14 protein-coding genes are annotated in these 15,310 nt (G+C 44.3%); 4 read left to right on the top strand and 10 right to left on the bottom strand.

Annotation, left to right across the window (positions count from 1 at the left end; all coding sequences use genetic code 11):
- Positions 1–104: 104 nt before the first annotated feature.
- On the bottom strand, positions 105–1,007 hold the full coding sequence (locus tag NSS87_RS21145; protein ID WP_339242620.1) for a winged helix-turn-helix domain-containing protein: 903 nt from the start codon (positions 1,005–1,007) through the stop codon (positions 105–107).
- A gap of 884 nt (positions 1,008–1,891) precedes the next feature.
- Here NSS87_RS21145 and NSS87_RS21150 point away from each other — a divergent pair.
- Together NSS87_RS21150 and NSS87_RS21155 are read left to right on the top strand one after the other, a co-directional pair.
- On the top strand, positions 1,892–2,185 hold the full coding sequence (locus NSS87_RS21150; RefSeq protein ID WP_339242622.1) for a GNAT family N-acetyltransferase: 294 nt from the start codon (positions 1,892–1,894) through the stop codon (positions 2,183–2,185).
- 83 nt (positions 2,186–2,268) lie between these two features.
- Positions 2,269–3,114 carry a GNAT family N-acetyltransferase gene (locus NSS87_RS21155; RefSeq protein ID WP_076284608.1) on the top strand — a complete coding sequence of 282 codons (846 nt, stop codon included), beginning with the start codon at positions 2,269–2,271 and terminating at the stop codon, positions 3,112–3,114.
- A gap of 78 nt (positions 3,115–3,192) precedes the next feature.
- On the opposite strand, the gene NSS87_RS21160 is transcribed toward NSS87_RS21155, so the two are convergent.
- The 4 genes from NSS87_RS21160 to NSS87_RS21175 form a co-directional block, all read right to left on the bottom strand.
- Positions 3,193–3,948, bottom strand: coding sequence for a hypothetical protein (locus NSS87_RS21160; RefSeq protein WP_339242625.1), 756 nt, complete (start codon positions 3,946–3,948; stop codon positions 3,193–3,195).
- A 25-nt stretch (positions 3,949–3,973) separates the two neighbouring features.
- Complete coding sequence (locus NSS87_RS21165) at positions 3,974–4,426, bottom strand: flavodoxin (protein WP_042190032.1); 453 nt, start codon at positions 4,424–4,426, stop codon at positions 3,974–3,976.
- A 168-nt stretch (positions 4,427–4,594) separates the two neighbouring features.
- Positions 4,595–4,960 carry a VOC family protein gene (locus NSS87_RS21170; RefSeq protein ID WP_076299603.1) on the bottom strand — a complete coding sequence of 122 codons (366 nt, stop codon included), beginning with the start codon at positions 4,958–4,960 and terminating at the stop codon, positions 4,595–4,597.
- Between the two features lie 92 nt (positions 4,961–5,052).
- Positions 5,053–5,913, bottom strand: coding sequence for a helix-turn-helix domain-containing protein (locus NSS87_RS21175; protein ID WP_339242629.1), 861 nt, complete (start codon positions 5,911–5,913; stop codon positions 5,053–5,055).
- A gap of 228 nt (positions 5,914–6,141) precedes the next feature.
- Between NSS87_RS21175 and NSS87_RS21180 the strand changes: the two genes are divergently transcribed.
- On the top strand, positions 6,142–7,005 hold the full coding sequence (locus NSS87_RS21180) for a class I SAM-dependent methyltransferase (RefSeq protein WP_042190039.1): 864 nt from the start codon (positions 6,142–6,144) through the stop codon (positions 7,003–7,005).
- A 3-nt stretch (positions 7,006–7,008) separates the two neighbouring features.
- Complete coding sequence (locus tag NSS87_RS21185; protein ID WP_231573316.1) at positions 7,009–7,755, top strand: RluA family pseudouridine synthase; 747 nt, start codon at positions 7,009–7,011, stop codon at positions 7,753–7,755.
- Positions 7,756–7,799: 44 nt separating this feature from the next.
- On the opposite strand, the gene NSS87_RS21190 is transcribed toward NSS87_RS21185, so the two are convergent.
- The 5 genes from NSS87_RS21190 to NSS87_RS21210 all read right to left on the bottom strand — a co-directional run bounded on the left by NSS87_RS21190 (position 7,800) and on the right by NSS87_RS21210 (position 15,245).
- Entirely contained in the window at positions 7,800–8,231 is a 432-nt protein-coding gene (locus NSS87_RS21190; protein WP_076284605.1) for a MarR family transcriptional regulator, read from the bottom strand.
- Positions 8,232–8,435: 204 nt separating this feature from the next.
- Positions 8,436–10,877 (bottom strand): DNA gyrase subunit A, encoded by a 2,442-nt coding sequence (gyrA, locus tag NSS87_RS21195; protein WP_339242633.1) that lies wholly within the window; start codon positions 10,875–10,877, stop codon positions 8,436–8,438.
- 254 nt (positions 10,878–11,131) lie between these two features.
- Positions 11,132–13,114 (bottom strand): DNA topoisomerase IV subunit B, encoded by a 1,983-nt coding sequence (parE, locus tag NSS87_RS21200; protein WP_042190046.1) that lies wholly within the window; start codon positions 13,112–13,114, stop codon positions 11,132–11,134.
- Positions 13,115–13,282: 168 nt separating this feature from the next.
- The gene (locus tag NSS87_RS21205) at positions 13,283–14,272 is read right to left on the bottom strand and encodes an ABC transporter permease (protein ID WP_042190048.1); all 990 of its coding nucleotides are present in this window, start codon (positions 14,270–14,272) and stop codon (positions 13,283–13,285) included.
- Positions 14,265–15,245 carry an ABC transporter ATP-binding protein gene (locus tag NSS87_RS21210; RefSeq protein WP_042190050.1) on the bottom strand — a complete coding sequence of 327 codons (981 nt, stop codon included), beginning with the start codon at positions 15,243–15,245 and terminating at the stop codon, positions 14,265–14,267. The genes NSS87_RS21205 and NSS87_RS21210 overlap by 8 nt, the downstream gene beginning before the upstream one ends.
- Positions 15,246–15,310 lie beyond the last annotated feature (65 nt).

Below are 15,310 nucleotides of genomic sequence, written 5' to 3' on the forward strand. Positions count from 1 at the left end.
TATAAACAGAATCACAAGAAAATTAAGACACATAAAAAAAGCCAAAACCCTCTCTGTATAAGAGAATTCTGACTTTTAGATCGTTATATTTTTTTGTGAAATGATTATTTCAAATAATCGAATAGCTGCTCATTCATCCGATGAATGCCTTCCAGGCGTAGACTATATCCGGTGACATTCTCCCCTTCAATATAGGCATGAAGCAAACCCGCACAACGAAGATTAAAAATATGATCGTGAACAATCCCCTTCGAGATTCCCGCATGCTTAACAATTTCGGTGAATGTTTTGCGACCACCGCTAAGAGCTTGGAGAATTTTCAGACGGCTTTTTTCACCCAGACTACGAATGGCTCTATACATAAAAGGTGAAATTTCCTCGTTCTCCATTGAAATCCAGGCCGCATAATGACAGATTGTTAATTCACCGTAGCAATAGATGATATTAGCAGGCTGAAAATGATACTGTGGAATTAATACAAGCTTCTTAAGCCCATCCGTAGGCATGAAATAGAATCCGTTGGTCGTTTTGTTCACAAAATCAGCAGTTTCCAGTGCATTAAGCTCCATGTTCTTCAAATCCGTATGCTGCTGTAATTTGCTTAGAATCGCAGGATTGCATTGACTAAAGTACTGGCGGTTCCATTCGGAGAGTAAAAATACTACGCGATTACGGTAATCCTCCATATGGCTTGGAAATACCATTACATATTTTGATAAGGTCTCATATAACTCGCCAACTGTTAACCCTTCAATCCAGTTCAGCACACTGTCTACATCATCCTTGAATGGACAACAGTAAATGAGCAGATTCAACATTTTCCATTCATTGTTTAGTTCAGTTTCCTTCAGACGGGATAATAGTTCCTCACTTAGGGTGCTTTCAATTTCAGTAACCCACGCTACCCCTAGGTCAATCTTCTTATAGGATTTTTTGCAGAGATAAGTATGTAAGCTATTCAATAACTCATAAATCGATCCAAATTCAACCTCAACTTTGTATTCCACAATGATTCCTCCTGCTAGCGGTTCTTTTCAGTAGTGAGATATTCTCTTAATCTTATTGTATTATCCTGAGAATACGCAAGCTACTTTATAAACGGGAGTGTATAAAAATTCATTGACTGCTGCTTGACTACTGTTTGAATGCAGAATTTATTTGCATCTCTCTTTGATTTTGAGATTGCGAGAGTCTAAGCAAGGGAATTGCTACTCATATGCAGCAGGACATTAAAGTGCGATTTCAACGGTGAACACGTCCCCGTACGAAGTTGCTATCGGGCATAGTGGACCTTATAAGCAGTATCCCCCCCAATTTGGGGTTCTATCGGACTCCATAGGCGCTATTGGCATAGAAATCGCCTAATTTATGCTTTTTCCTAAGGAATAGCTGCAATGGAGTCCGAAACTTTACTCAAACGGCTAAAAATTTGCTAATAACGTCATCTGAGTCCGAAAGCTCCAGTGGATGATTATGATAACAGGAGTTTTTGGCACGCTGAGGTCTCAAGAATTCCCATGAGTCCGGCTGTCCTGGATATTCCTGCGTTAGAGTGCCAGGAATGTCTGGGCCGGCTTGCGTATCCAGCACACTAGGTTGTCCAGAAATTCTACCCCTTCCACCTTCTCGGCTCGCCAAAAGTCACCCATCACGTCTGCCTCCTATCCCCATTCCGCAAAGCCAAACTACTTGCAGAACAAACATTACAAAGCAACTGCCTTGAGTAACATGAGCGCATCATTCACACCAATAATCCTAACTTCCTCGATAAATCCATCTATGGAACGCCATCAAACGTCCAAGGCGAGCAATCAATCTGCTTCGTTCCTCGCTTTTTGCAAATCGTGGTAGTAAAATATAGGCAATAACATTTTAGGAGTGAAGCCATAAGATGCAAATTCAAACTGGAACAGGACGTTTTTTTGTTGCGAATGACGGTAAGGACCTTGCCGAGATCACATACAGTTTGGATAAAGATGCTGGGGAATTGGTCATTGACCACACTCGTGTCTCTGAGGAACTGCGCGGTCAAGGTACCGGTGAAAAACTTGTACGGGCTGTTGTAGATAAGGCTCGAAATGAAAATTTGAAAATTGTTCCTGTGTGCTCCTATGCAGCTCATCAATTTGAGAAGCATCCGGAGTATAAGGACGTGCTGAGCGGGAACACAGGCGAGCGAGACTGATCTCCGTTCCCGTTTCCGTGAAGCTTTATTAACCTATTCGAACTAATACACTTAGTTCAAATACACTTTAGGAGGAAACGGGTTTGACTACTACTGATACTTTGAGAAATATAGAAGAATTACAAGAACGCTGTGAGCAATATGATGGAATTTCACTGAAATTGAATTGGGATATGCTTCGCCAGCCATCAAGCGTAGGAGATACGGAATGGCTCGTGACATATGAAGATGATTTACTCGTCGGCTTCTTAGGACTTTATGGATTTGGAAGCGATATGGAGGTCTGTGGCATGGTTCGACCAGGCTACCGCCGACGGGGCATCTTCACCTCACTGTGGAACCGAGCACAAACTATTATCAAACGAGGCAATGTTGATACCCTACTTCTAAACGCTCCTGCTGCCTCATCATCTGGTGTAGCATTCCTTCAAACACTACCACTAGAGTTTAATCACGCGGAATACCAAATGAAATGGGGCGGAAATTCGGTCGCTTCTTCTGAAGCAAGCTCAGCCACAGGGACTGTGATCTTACGCCCTGCTCGTGAAGACGAAGCCCCAATTCTCGTTGAGCTGGATTGTGGAGGCTTTGACATAAAGACTGAAGATGCTGCCGAACTCTATGACCTGCAGAAACAGGAAGGCCTGCAAGAACATATTATGATCGAAATGGACGGACAACCTGTTGGTAAAATGCGGCTGTGGACCGAAGATAATGAAACCTGGATTTATGGATTTACTGTCAGCAAGAAGCTACGGGGGCTAGGCATTGGACGAAGTGCACTTCTTCAAACGATCGAACGAGAACGTAAAAACTATAATGGAATTAATCTCGAGGTCGCTCTAGATAATCCCAATGCGCTTAAGCTATATGAAAGCTGTGGCTTTATCATTCAGAATAAACAGGATTATTACCGTTATATCGGCTAATCCATAGAATTAAAGCCTCCTGTCTAATGGGTGTTCTCGCCTGTAGAGCAGGAGGCCTTATTTTATTATTAGGAGTAATCACATCAGCCCAAAGCCTCCAACATTAGCTTCGCCTCTATCATTTCTACGGTCGCTACAGTTTAATGAGCCATCAGCGTGCACTTCCTGCTCCAGAAATACAGATAACAATCGAACATAATCCAAAGACTCCTTATACGGGACTGCATTTCCATTGTAAGAGCATTTACGACCCTCTAGCAAGGAGTAGATTTCCACGGTCTCCGCAGGTTCACCGTAAGCCGCATAACAAAAGACGTTTGTCATATGCAAAAAGCCCGCAATAGTATCCTCATTGCCATTCACCATAAATTTCTGAATGTTCAGGCTTCGACCATTCTGAGTAGAATTCCAAGCTAATTGAGTAATCATCGAAAGCTCCAAGCTCAGCTCCGGGACTGGCACATACCACTGCTCGTATAGCATTACCGGAATTTCCAGTAAATGATTGGTCGAAACGATACGCATTAGTTCATCCGCTATACTCGTCTTGATATCCCAATATTGCAGTAATGAAGGAAAAGCATCCCCCCTAGGTGGCCAACGACGCTCTAACAGAAATTGTATCGGTGTCTCCCTTCGAACTTCAGGCAGCAAACTATAAAAGTCGTTAAGTGTATGCCCTACAGCATATTGAACCTGCTGGCGCCAGCGTGGGAGCCCGGTCGCTGGAGCTCCGCTTGATAAATTCTCGGCCCCTCCAAGCATAATGTGCTCCACTCGATAATCATGCAGTCGTTTATATGGAGGCGTATGTAAATTCACTTGTTTCTTCATCCAACTTCCCGCTGGCCCGCCCATCCTATGATGCCACCATACAAGCTTCGATAAATTGACGACCGAATTGACGGCAAGCTTCTTTTTCAGCAGCGTTCGGGCCATATTCAATCTTAAGACTATCCTGTAATATCACAGCTCCACGTTCCTTTAACTTCTCCACGAATAAGTCCACGGCTCCACAATAAATTGCGTAACCTGTGTCTCCACTGCCAAAAACTGCTGATTTCATAGCGGTCAAATCAAGCTCATCCATCTCCTCATAGAAATCAAGAGCTTCATCAGGTAGCTCACCATCTCCCCAAGTGTATGCTCCTAACAGAACGCCTTCATATGAATTTATCTCAACCGCGTTACATTCAGTGACCGATTTCAAAACGGCTTCACCGCCTGCTTGGCGTATTCCCTCTACAATCAATTCAGCCATTTCCTCAGTGTTTCCAGTTAGACTGGCGTATGCCACTAGCACTTTAGTCATCTTTCTGTTCCTCCCATTACTAAACATAAAATTTAAATGATGTGTGCTTCACCCTCATTCTATTTGATAATGATTATCATTGTCAAATGAATAAATAAAAAAAACGCAAACTCCCGTTTATTCACACGGTTGATGTTTGCGTTCAATCCCTTTTTTGTTCAAAATTATTTAGTATGCTCCTTCGAGCAAGGTAATGTGATTACCATCTGGATCGCGGAAATTCATTTCTTTCCCGCCATACGCCATCGTAACCGGTGGCTGACAATCCAGTCCCTTAGCCTTTAACTGCTCGTACGTCTCATCGAGATTATCGCAGCCGAATACTAAATTAACAAAGCCAGTCGTGAGCTTTTCCCATTTCGTCTCATCCCAAATGATGATTCCAGGCTGCTTCTTGTCGAATCCAATCTTTGCGCCATCAAAATTGCCGTAGCCTTCGAACGGAATTGGAATCCCTAGCACCTCCGAATAAAATGCAGCCAACGCAGCAGTATCCTTAGTGTAGATGTTAGTACCTTCAAAAGACGAAATCATAATTTGTCCCCTTTCGTTCTCATCATCATAGTGCCCATTTCTTACTTGAGTTTAACAAGGCTAGCACCCTTTGTATTGCAAAATTGCGACATTTATCTGCCCGCATAGACTAAAGCCTCAAGTGGTGTTCTTCCTGCATATTTCTTGAAACTGTTTATAAAATGAGGCTGGTGGCTGAATCCATACGTAAAAATAAGATCCTGCATATTCTTCGTCTGCACAGGCAGTTGATACATTTCCCGCCATACATTCTGAAATCGCACAAGGTCAGCTGTTTTTTTAGGCGATACACCTATGTATTCTTGAAACAGTCTTTCTAGTTGACGTCTGCTTAGATTAGAGCTGGTTTCCAAATCCTCAGCTGTTACCACACCCTTTTGTTTAATTAGGGTGTAAATTGCATTCATCATCCGATCATTAGTCCGTCCACCACGCTCAAGACGCTGAAAAAGATAAGCCTCAGCTGCCGCTATCCTTTCATTCATAGAATTTGCTTGTTCCAGCAGAAATCCTAGCTCTTTTTTAAAAGTACAAAAGTATTGGTCCACATCTACAAATGCATTCAAGACATCCCGGAGATGGTCATCTGCAAAAAAATGAACGGCCCAGAAATGAAATCGGATACCAAAGGTTGAGATCATACCTTCCCCTCTGTCTGAAGGGACTTCAAAAGGAGCATCATTGATACCGGAAAAAACGGTAGTTGTTAAGCCTGTCAACTCATTCAGATTCCAAATAATGTCCATGCATGTATCTGGAATAATTGTTTCCATTCGAGGTTCGTAACCAGATGCCTTGTCCACTACGTGAACGGATGCCTCTGTAGGAATACGCGGTGTAACAGACCCCCAGAAACAGCGAATATATGGCTGCAAAGCTTGACTGGGTAGAAATTCACTAGTTTGTGCTGGATTTGCAGTTATCGGGAAATATAGAGGCGCAAGATTGAACATAAGCTGCTATTCTCCGATCATAAATATTGTAAAGACTCTGATATCTGATCATACACAATCATTGCTTGATCTACCAGAATAATAGCTGTGAGCATGGAAATATTATACACATAATCTTCATTGGATAAAATAAGTAGAGTGTTGAGCTTGTGCGTATTTTGTTTGTAGCTATATGGTGAAATGATGTACAATAAAGGCTAAATGAATTTTTGAAGGATGGATTAAAAAATGTATATAGCTAGCGACTGGAAAGACTATGAAGTAATTGACACTGGCGGTGGAGAGAAGCTTGAACGTTGGGGTGACATTATCCTGCGCCGTCCGGATCCACAAATTATTTGGCCACTCTCCAATGAGACAGCGAAATGGCGTGATGTACACGGTCATTATCACCGTTCCTCAGCCGGTGGTGGACAATGGGAAATGAAAAAAACAATTCCGGATGATTGGAAAATTAGTTACGGAAAATTAAAATTCCATTTACGTCCTACAAATTTTAAGCATACAGGGTTATTCCCTGAACAAGCGGCCAACTGGAGCTGGATGATGGACAAGATTGCGGCTGCTAACCGCCCGATCTCAGTACTGAATCTATTTGCTTACACTGGTGGAGCTACTGTAGCCGCCGCAAGTGCCGGCGCTTCTGTTGTTCACGTGGATGCAGCCAAAGGAATGGTGCAATGGGCAAAAGAAAATGTCCAGCTGTCCGGCCTGGGCGAGCGTCCAGTTCGCTACATCACGGATGACGTATTCAAATTCGTACAACGTGAACAACGTCGTGGTAGTAAGTATGATGCGATTATAATGGACCCGCCTTCCTATGGAAGAGGACCTGGCGGAGAAATGTGGAAGCTGGAATCCAGCTTATATCCTTTCCTTGAGAGCTGTATGCAAATAATGAGCGACAAACCTTTGTTTATGCTAATCAATTCATACACCACTGGGATTTCTCCAACTGTCCTACGTAATATGTTGTCGATGACCATGGGGAAACGTTATGGCGGGAAGCTCACCTCCGGTGAAATCGGTCTTCCGATCACTTCCTCCGGCATGAACCTGCCATGCGGTATTCTGGGACGCTGGGAGGCGTAAGCCATGACACAGCATTTATCTGGCAGCAACGAGCCGCTGGACGGAATGTCGAAGCGCTTTGAAGTGTTATACGAAGATAATCATCTTCTAGGCATAGTGAAGCCCGTGAATATTCCTGTTCAGGAGGATGCTACTGGAGATCCTGATCTGCTCAACCTGCTCAAAGAAGATGTGAAGGAACGCTTTAACAAGCCTGGCAACGTCTATATGGGGCTAGTCCACCGCCTGGATCGTCCGGTTGGGGGTGCAATGATCTTTGCCAAGACATCAAAAGCAGCCTCAAGACTATCCGAGTGTGTCAGAACTCACAGCTTTCATAAGGTGTACTTAACGGTCGTGCACGGTAAACCACCAGCATCTCATGGCCGTCTTACCGATACGCTGCTTAAAGACGCCAAGAGCAATACCGTCACTGTAGTCCGGAAAGGAACACCCGGCGGTAAGGAAGCCATTCTGGATTACACAGTACTTGGCAGCGCTGAGGGTTACAGCCTGCTCAAGATCGATTTACTTACCGGTCGTTCACATCAAATTCGAGTGCAGCTTAGCTCCATCGGCTGCCCCTTATACGGTGATCAGAAGTATGGGGCTTCGGTGAACAGACCTGGACAGCAAATTGCACTGTGGTCTGCACTTGTAGGCTTTCCCCACCCTGTTACTAAAGAAGAAGTAGAACTTATTTCCCTGCCTCCGCAAACCCATCCATGGGATTTATGGTCCAAGGAATTACAAAAGAAGGCTATCCGTTAATGGATGGCCTTCTTTTTTTTGAAATAAAGAGTTGTTGTATATATTCATGGTGTAGAACCTTCCGGTGCAGTTGTAACAACCATTTTGCCCATTAAATAGAGTAGTAGCTGTTGGTTATGAGAGGATATCGGATCAAGCGCTTCTGCAAAAAAATCACTGCGGATCTTCAAACCACGTACAGTCTCCTGCGTTCCAATTTCCGTTATACTCACCCATACAATACGGCGATCCGCAGCATCTCTCTCCCGAATGATAAGCCCATTTTTCTCCATCCGATCAAGTAACATAGTAACCGCTGCAGGACTGGTCGCCAGATGTGGAGCCAGATCAGAAGGCTTCATGGCATCACGTTCTTGAAGCAGTTCAAGTACTGTGAGTTGGGCATCCGTTAGCGATGGGGCAAGATTACTGTCCATATGTAGTTTGTAATCTTTTAAAATTTTATGCCAAATTTTACTGAATTCAGAAGCGTGCACACTGATTCCTTCCTTTCCTTGCGGTTCTATCCGGTATAACTACATTTTCGCGAAACAAATTCCATTTCCTGCAAAAGAAGAAAAATAAATCTTCTAAACTGATAAGCGGGAAAATTAAAAAAAGGCACTTAGTCAGTTCTCAAGAAGAATTGACTAAGCACCTTGATAAGTTATTTTAACAAATCTGTTTATTACTAATTCGTTTTACTTAACTGCCGGGAAAAGAGTAACAATCTCATCCTTTTTCTCCACAGGAACAATCTGTTTGCCTGTAGAACGACGCTCTCCGAGTGGTGCAGATTCAGAAGAGAACGTGTGATGTGCATTCTCCCGTGTAATTGCATTAAGTTCCAGCGGTTCTCTGCAATAGAAAGCCCCTGCCAATTTACTGCCATTTGGTCGTACTCGCTTGCCTTCCTTAAATTCAAAGGTTGGCATCCCTTTGCCACCGCGGCTTTGAGATGGATAATCCACTAGTAATGAACGTTTCGCATATCCGATATCGGAGATAGAAAGGATCTCACCTTCATCTTCACTGACCCAGAAGCAAGAAATCACCTCATCGCCCTCACGAAGCTGAATGCCTCTTACACCGGATGCAACACGGCCCATAGGATTAACTTCATTCTCATGGAATCTAATACTCATTCCTTCACGAGTCACGAGTACAATATCCTTGTCATTCGTACTAGTAGCCACTGTAATGATCTCATCACCGTCTGCTACCTTACAGGCTGCTACGGCTCCAGAGCGGCTTGTAGAGTATTCCTTGAGCTCTGTACGCTTAACCTGACCTCTGCGGGTGATAAACACGAGGCTTTGCTGCGGATCATCAAGATTATTGACCGGAATCACGCTAATGATTCCATCCCCTTTAGACAATCCGATAACGTTAACAATCGCAGTACCTGGTTCTTTCCATTTAAACTCTGGAATCTGGTGAACCGGAAGTAAGAAGTACTGCCCCTTGCGCGTAAATACCAGCAGACTGTCACGGGTATTCACATCGAGCAGCTTAACGATATGATCGCCTTCTTTAACGCCTGATGTATGACGTTCCCCACCAGAGCGGGTAAAGGAAAGCATACTTGTACGCTTAATATAACCGTCTGCGGAAAGTGCTACTAACACATCCTCTGCGTTGACCAGCGCTTCAAGGCTAACCTTAAGCTCCTCAACTTCGCCTTGGATCAGCGAACGGCGATCGATCCCGTATTTGTCGCGGATCTCCAGCAATTCCTTACGGATTACAGCTACGAGCTTCTTGTCACTTTCCAAAATGCCACGCAGATGTGTAATCTTTGCCATCATTTCATCCAATTCTTTTTGGAGTGAAGTAATCTCCAAATTCGTCAGACGATACAATTGTAAGGTAAGAATAGAATCCGCTTGACGTTCACTGAACCCGAACATCCACACGAGATTGTTCTGAGCATCCTGACGGTTCTTCGATGCTTTGATGGCAGCGATGACCTCATCCAGAATATTCAGCGCCTTAACCAAGCCCTCTAAGACATGAGCACGGTCTTCTGCGCGTTCCAGATCAAATTGGGTGCGATGAGTCACTACTTCACGCTGATGCGCGATATAAGCCTCCAGGATGGCTTTAAGACCAAGCTGTTGCGGAGCCTTGTTGACAATCGCCACCATATTGAAATTATAGGTGATTTGTAGATCGGTTTTTTTGAGCAGATACGCCAAAACGCCTTGGGCATCCGCTTCTTTCTTGAGTTCAACCACAATCCGAAGTCCTTCTCGTCCACTCTCATCACGAACTTCAGCAATGCCATCGATTTTCTTCTCTAATCGAATATTCTCCATGGAGGTAACTAGTCGTGATTTTACAATCTGGAATGGAACTTCCGTAATCACGATTTGTTGCTTGCCGCCACGCATATTTTCAATCTCAGTCTTGGAGCGTAAATAAATACGGCCTTTACCAGTGCGGTAAGCATCCATGATGCCGTCTCCGCCCATAATAGTGCCGCCTGTAGGGAAATCCGGACCTTTCATAAAGGTCATGATATCTTCAAGTTCAATATCCGGCTTCTGCATCACTGCGATACAAGCATCAATAACCTCACGTAGGTTATGTGGCGGAATCTCAGTGGCAAAGCCTGCGGAAATCCCACTCGTGCCGTTTACGAGTAGATTCGGATACCGGGAAGGAACAACCACAGGCTCTTTGGCTGTATTGTCAAAGTTGTCCTTAAACAGCACCGTCCGCTTCTCGATATCACGCATCATCTCCATTGCAATCGGAGATAAGCGTGCTTCTGTATAACGCATTGCCGCAGCTGGGTCATCGTCCATCGAACCCCAGTTGCCATGACCGTCAACAAGAACATGCCCCATCTTCCATGGCTGTGCCATACGAACCATACCGTCGTAAATCGAGGAGTCACCATGTGGATGGTAATTACCCATTACATCCCCGACGGTTTTGGCCGACTTGCGGTACGGCTTGTCAGGCGTGTTGCCAGAATCGTACATTGCATAAAGAATACGGCGTTGTACAGGCTTAAGTCCATCGCGGACATCGGGAATCGCCCGGTCCTGAATAATATATTTGGAATACCGACCAAAGCGGTCACCGACGACCTCTTCCAGAAAAGCCGGCAAAAATTGTTCTGATAAACTACTCACTTGGCTCACCTTCTGTTCCTCAATCTGTCCACTTTCTTAAAGATTGGTGATATTCTTTCACTTCGCTTTGCGGATCATTCTTCCGGTCGCTGTTGTTTCCAGATTTTTTGATTATACCGCTGTTAGCAGATAAAATCCGGAAACAAAGGCGAACGCTAACGCTCCTCCAGAACGATTCCGCCACTCCGTTTGCCTATCACCAAAAAATTAAAAACAGTGGAAGTATTCGTCACTTGCAGCACTACTAACTGCAACTACTCTACAATTTCAGTGAAATCGACATTTTCAACAATCCAGCGTTTACGTGGATCGACTTTATCACCCATCAGTGTAGAAACACGACGCTCAGCCTTAGCAGCATCCTCAATCTGCACCTGAAGCAGTGTACGCGATTCTGGATTCATCGTTGTTTCCCACAGCTGATCAGGGTTCATCTCACCCAATCCTTTATAACGCTGAAGCTCGAAGTTTTTGCCGAATTCCTTTAAGTAATTTTGCAGTTCTTCATCACTCCATGCATACCTTACGGTTTCCAGCTTGCCCGTTTTGCGGGTCAGCTTATAAAGCGGAGGCTGAGCAATAAAAACCTTTCCGGCATCTATTAACGGCTTCATATAACGATAGAAAAATGTCAGCAGCAGCACCTGAATATGCGCTCCATCTGTATCCGCATCGGTCATAATGATAATTTTGGAATAATTGCTGTCTTCGACGGTAAAATCCGGACCAATTCCTGCACCAATCGTGGAAATGATCGCTTTATATTCATCGTTCTTCAGGATATCCAGCAGCTTGGCTTTTTCCGGATTCATCGGTTTCCCTTTTAGCGGCAAGATCGCCTGAATCTTTGAATCACGGCCTTGCTTCGCTGAGCCACCAGCTGAATCACCTTCTACGATAAACAGCTCAGTTCGTGTAACGTCCTTAGACTGCGCAGGTGATAATTTTCCGCCAAGATTCGAGCTCTCGCTACGTTTCTTACCTGTACGGATCTCATCGCGGGCTTTGCGAGCCGCTTCCCGAGCCTTCGAGGCCTGAATTGATTTTTTCAGAAGGCTCTGTGCTACCTGTGGGTTTTCTTCCAGGAAACGAGCCATATTCTCAGATACGATATAGTCTACTGCACTACGAGCAGAAGCACTACCAAGCTGATCCTTCGTCTGTCCAACAAATTCAACCTCGGACATTTTGACACTAATGACAGCCATCATACCTTCGCGCAAATCATTTCCTTCTAAATTCTTATCCTTTTCTTTAAGCAGCTGTGTACGTCGTGCATAATCATTCAACACACGAGTATACGCGGTCTTAAAGCCTGTCTCATGAGTACCGCCGCTACGAGTAGGAATGGAGTTAACGAAGGAAGCCAAGGTTTCTGTATAGCCTCCATTGTACTGAAGGGCTACTTCCACTTCGATATCGTCCTTTTCAGCGCTGAAGTGAATAACATCATGTAGAACATCCTTGCCCTCATTCAGGAACTGTACGAATTGGCTTGCTCCACCCTCGTAAAAGAACTCATCCTGACGATTGCTCCGCTCATCATGCAGCGTAATACGCAGACCGGAATTCAGAAAGGCAATCTCCTGTACTCGCTCTGCCAGCGTATCATAATTCAGGGCAATTCCATTTGGAAAGACGCGAATATCCGGTTTAAAAGTAATTTTCGAACCGGTTTTGTTGGTGTTGCCCAGAATTTCAAGGCCCGTTACAGGTTCGCCAACATGCTCTTTCCCCTTCTTGTCCACCCAATATTCAAAACGTTGACGATGGATTTTGCCTTCACGATAAATCTCTACTTCAAGCCATTCAGACAAAGCATTCGTTACTGAAGCCCCTACGCCATGCAAACCGCCTGATTTCTTGTAACCAGATCCACCGAATTTACCGCCTGCATGCAAAATTGTAAATACAACTTGCGGCGTTGGCACTCCTGTCTTATGCATTCCAGTTGGAATCCCACGACCGTTGTCCGTCACCGTTACTGAGCCATCTTTGCGAAGCAGTAAGTCAATCTTCGTACAATACTTGGCTAAATGCTCATCCACAGCATTATCTACAATTTCCCATACTAGATGATGTAGTCCCGAAGAACTTGTACTGCCGATATACATGCCAGGTCGTTTGCGTACTGCAACCAGACCTTCGAGCACTTGAATGTCGTCAGCATCGTATCCAGTACGGCTATTCTCGCCGTTATTAGAAACTTCAGCAAACATATCGATCTGTTCGAGCATTCATGCTCCTCCTTCTTTTCTCTATACTCAAGCATTAACGCCTTCGGCGTCCTTATAAAGACGGTAAGCCTTTAAGCGAGAAATATAAGACATACAGTATAAGTGCAAAACTTATACTTTCTTATATCTCTAGAAATGCAAACAAACGTTTTCGTCACTTTGTACATTCTAATTCAAAATATCCCTTTTCGTAAAGACGGCGAATGAAATGATCACCGAAGCAGCCCCCCATACAGCCAGTACAGCCATGGAAAATGACAAGGACATCCCCTCTATGGGTGCGGGAGTTCCTGACAAATAACCGGTCAGTCCAAGATTTACCATAAATAAATATTTCGCTGTTGTCCAGGCTGAGGCCATATTAGTCAGAATATTTCCAGCGATCAGCGCTGCCATCATGACCACTATACTAGCAGCAGTGCTCCTTACAAGTACAGAGATCATAAAAGCAAGCAGGGCAACTACGACACTTACGAACCAGACCAATCCACCTTGCATAAGCATATATTTCCATTGTGGTACTGCATGCACAGTAGACATATCCACCGAGTCTCCACTGATCTTAAAGCCTGTAAAGACAGGGATATTAAAGCCCTTATATCCAAAAGCAAGACCAGAGATAAGGTAGCTGATCACAAAGGTGGAGAGCACAATAAGCGAGACAAACATAAGCAGAGCCGCTAATTTGCTAAACAAAACTTTCCAACGCTTAACTGGCCTTGTCAGCAGCATTTTGATCGTCCCTGTAGTTCGCTCCGCAGAAACTAAATCCGAGGCTACCGCCATAATGAGCAGCGGAATAAATAAAGTAACGGAATTATCCATAAACTCACGGGTAAAGGTAACGCCACTTGGCTCGTTCGGATTCACATCATGGTGAAGGTAGTACTGAAGCTGCTGTACAAATATTCGCCGATAAGTCTTCCATTCCTCTGGAATTCGGTCGCTACCCAAAGAATTTTGATTATCAATGATCTGCTGCTGGATCTCCAGGCGCCAATCGGAGTTGAATTTATCTCGGCTACGCTCAGCTGAGCGCATTTGAGCGTAGGTGAACATAGGCACCAGTACAATCAGAATCAGCAGTATAACATAAAACCGTTTCTTTTTTATGATTTTTAAACATTCATTACGGATTAGCGGAAGCATATTATTCAACGTTCTCACCCTCCGTTAGTTTCAAGAATAGCTGTTCCAGTGTCGGATTGATTTTATGCACAGCCCTAACTTCGATTTCAGCAGTCACCATAACAGCCACAATCTCGGGGATCAAATCCTGCTCCATAATTGTTATTAAAGAATTCGGGCCCATACCAGCAATTATTGAATCATCCAAGGTAACGTCTTCCAGATTCTGAATCTGAATATCCGGGCGATCAGCCAGTAATGCCCTAGCTTCAGAAAAAGGCTCCAGCTCCCAAAGTACATACGGAGAATTTCGAGCGATCAGCTCATCTACCGCACCCACTGCAAGTACTCGCCCTTTACTAATAATCGCAACACGGTCGCAGAGAAGCTGGATTTCACTAAGTAAATGACTCGATACAAATACCGCTAAACCCTCATCTGCTAGTTTGCGTATAAATTCTCGCAGCTCCTTAATTCCCTTTGGATCTAAGCCATTTGTAGGCTCGTCCAGAATAAGCAGACGCGGACGTCCCAGAAGAGCCTGCGCTATACCAAGTCGTTGTCTCATCCCAAGCGAATATGTACTTACCTTATCATGGATTCGTTGATCCAACCGAACGATATCTACGACTTCACTAATACGTGCATTATCTATACCTGGCTGCATACGGGCAAAATGCTGTAAATTCTCCCATCCCGTCAAATAGGTATATACCTCAGGATTCTCAACGATAGAGCCGACAAATTGCAACGCTTTTTCCGGATTTCGGTTCACATTGTAACCACATACCGTAATCTTGCCCTCGCTTGGACGAATCAAATCGACAAGCATTCTAATCGTAGTTGTCTTCCCAGCTCCATTGGGTCCGAGGAAGCCAAAAATTTCTCCTTCTCTCACATCAAACGTAACATCATCTATAATCCACTTTCGCCCTATTTTTTTCCGTACCCCGTCTACAGACAAGACGACCGGGCTGGATTCTCCACTGTTCGCTTTTGTCATATTCTCCTTAGCTCCTTGTTACTGTCATTTCCTTGGCTAGTACTTGCTCAAAGGATATTTTATCT

The organism is Paenibacillus sp. FSL F4-0243, from assembly GCF_037963295.1.
Taxonomy (GTDB): domain Bacteria; phylum Bacillota; class Bacilli; order Paenibacillales; family Paenibacillaceae; genus Paenibacillus_AQ.

What these genes read in the sequence shown, in the direction of transcription:
- NSS87_RS21160 (WP_339242625.1), bottom strand. Translation starts at nt 3,948, where the DNA reads ATGAAGAAACAAGTGAATTTACATACGCCTCCATATAAACGACTGCAT.
- NSS87_RS21175 (WP_339242629.1), bottom strand. Translation starts at nt 5,913, where the DNA reads ATGTTCAATCTTGCGCCTCTATATTTCCCGATAACTGCAAATCCAGCA.
- NSS87_RS21165 (WP_042190032.1), bottom strand. Translation starts at nt 4,426, where the DNA reads ATGACTAAAGTGCTAGTGGCATACGCCAGTCTAACTGGAAACACTGAG.
- NSS87_RS21170 (WP_076299603.1), bottom strand. Translation starts at nt 4,960, where the DNA reads ATGATTTCGTCTTTTGAAGGTACTAACATCTACACTAAGGATACTGCT.
- parE (WP_042190046.1), bottom strand. Translation starts at nt 13,114, where the DNA reads ATGCTCGAACAGATCGATATGTTTGCTGAAGTTTCTAATAACGGCGAG.
- NSS87_RS21185 (WP_231573316.1), top strand. Translation starts at nt 7,009, where the DNA reads ATGACACAGCATTTATCTGGCAGCAACGAGCCGCTGGACGGAATGTCG.
- NSS87_RS21210 (WP_042190050.1), bottom strand. Translation starts at nt 15,245, where the DNA reads ATGACAAAAGCGAACAGTGGAGAATCCAGCCCGGTCGTCTTGTCTGTA.
- NSS87_RS21150 (WP_339242622.1), top strand. Translation starts at nt 1,892, where the DNA reads ATGCAAATTCAAACTGGAACAGGACGTTTTTTTGTTGCGAATGACGGT.
- NSS87_RS21180 (WP_042190039.1), top strand. Translation starts at nt 6,142, where the DNA reads ATGTATATAGCTAGCGACTGGAAAGACTATGAAGTAATTGACACTGGC.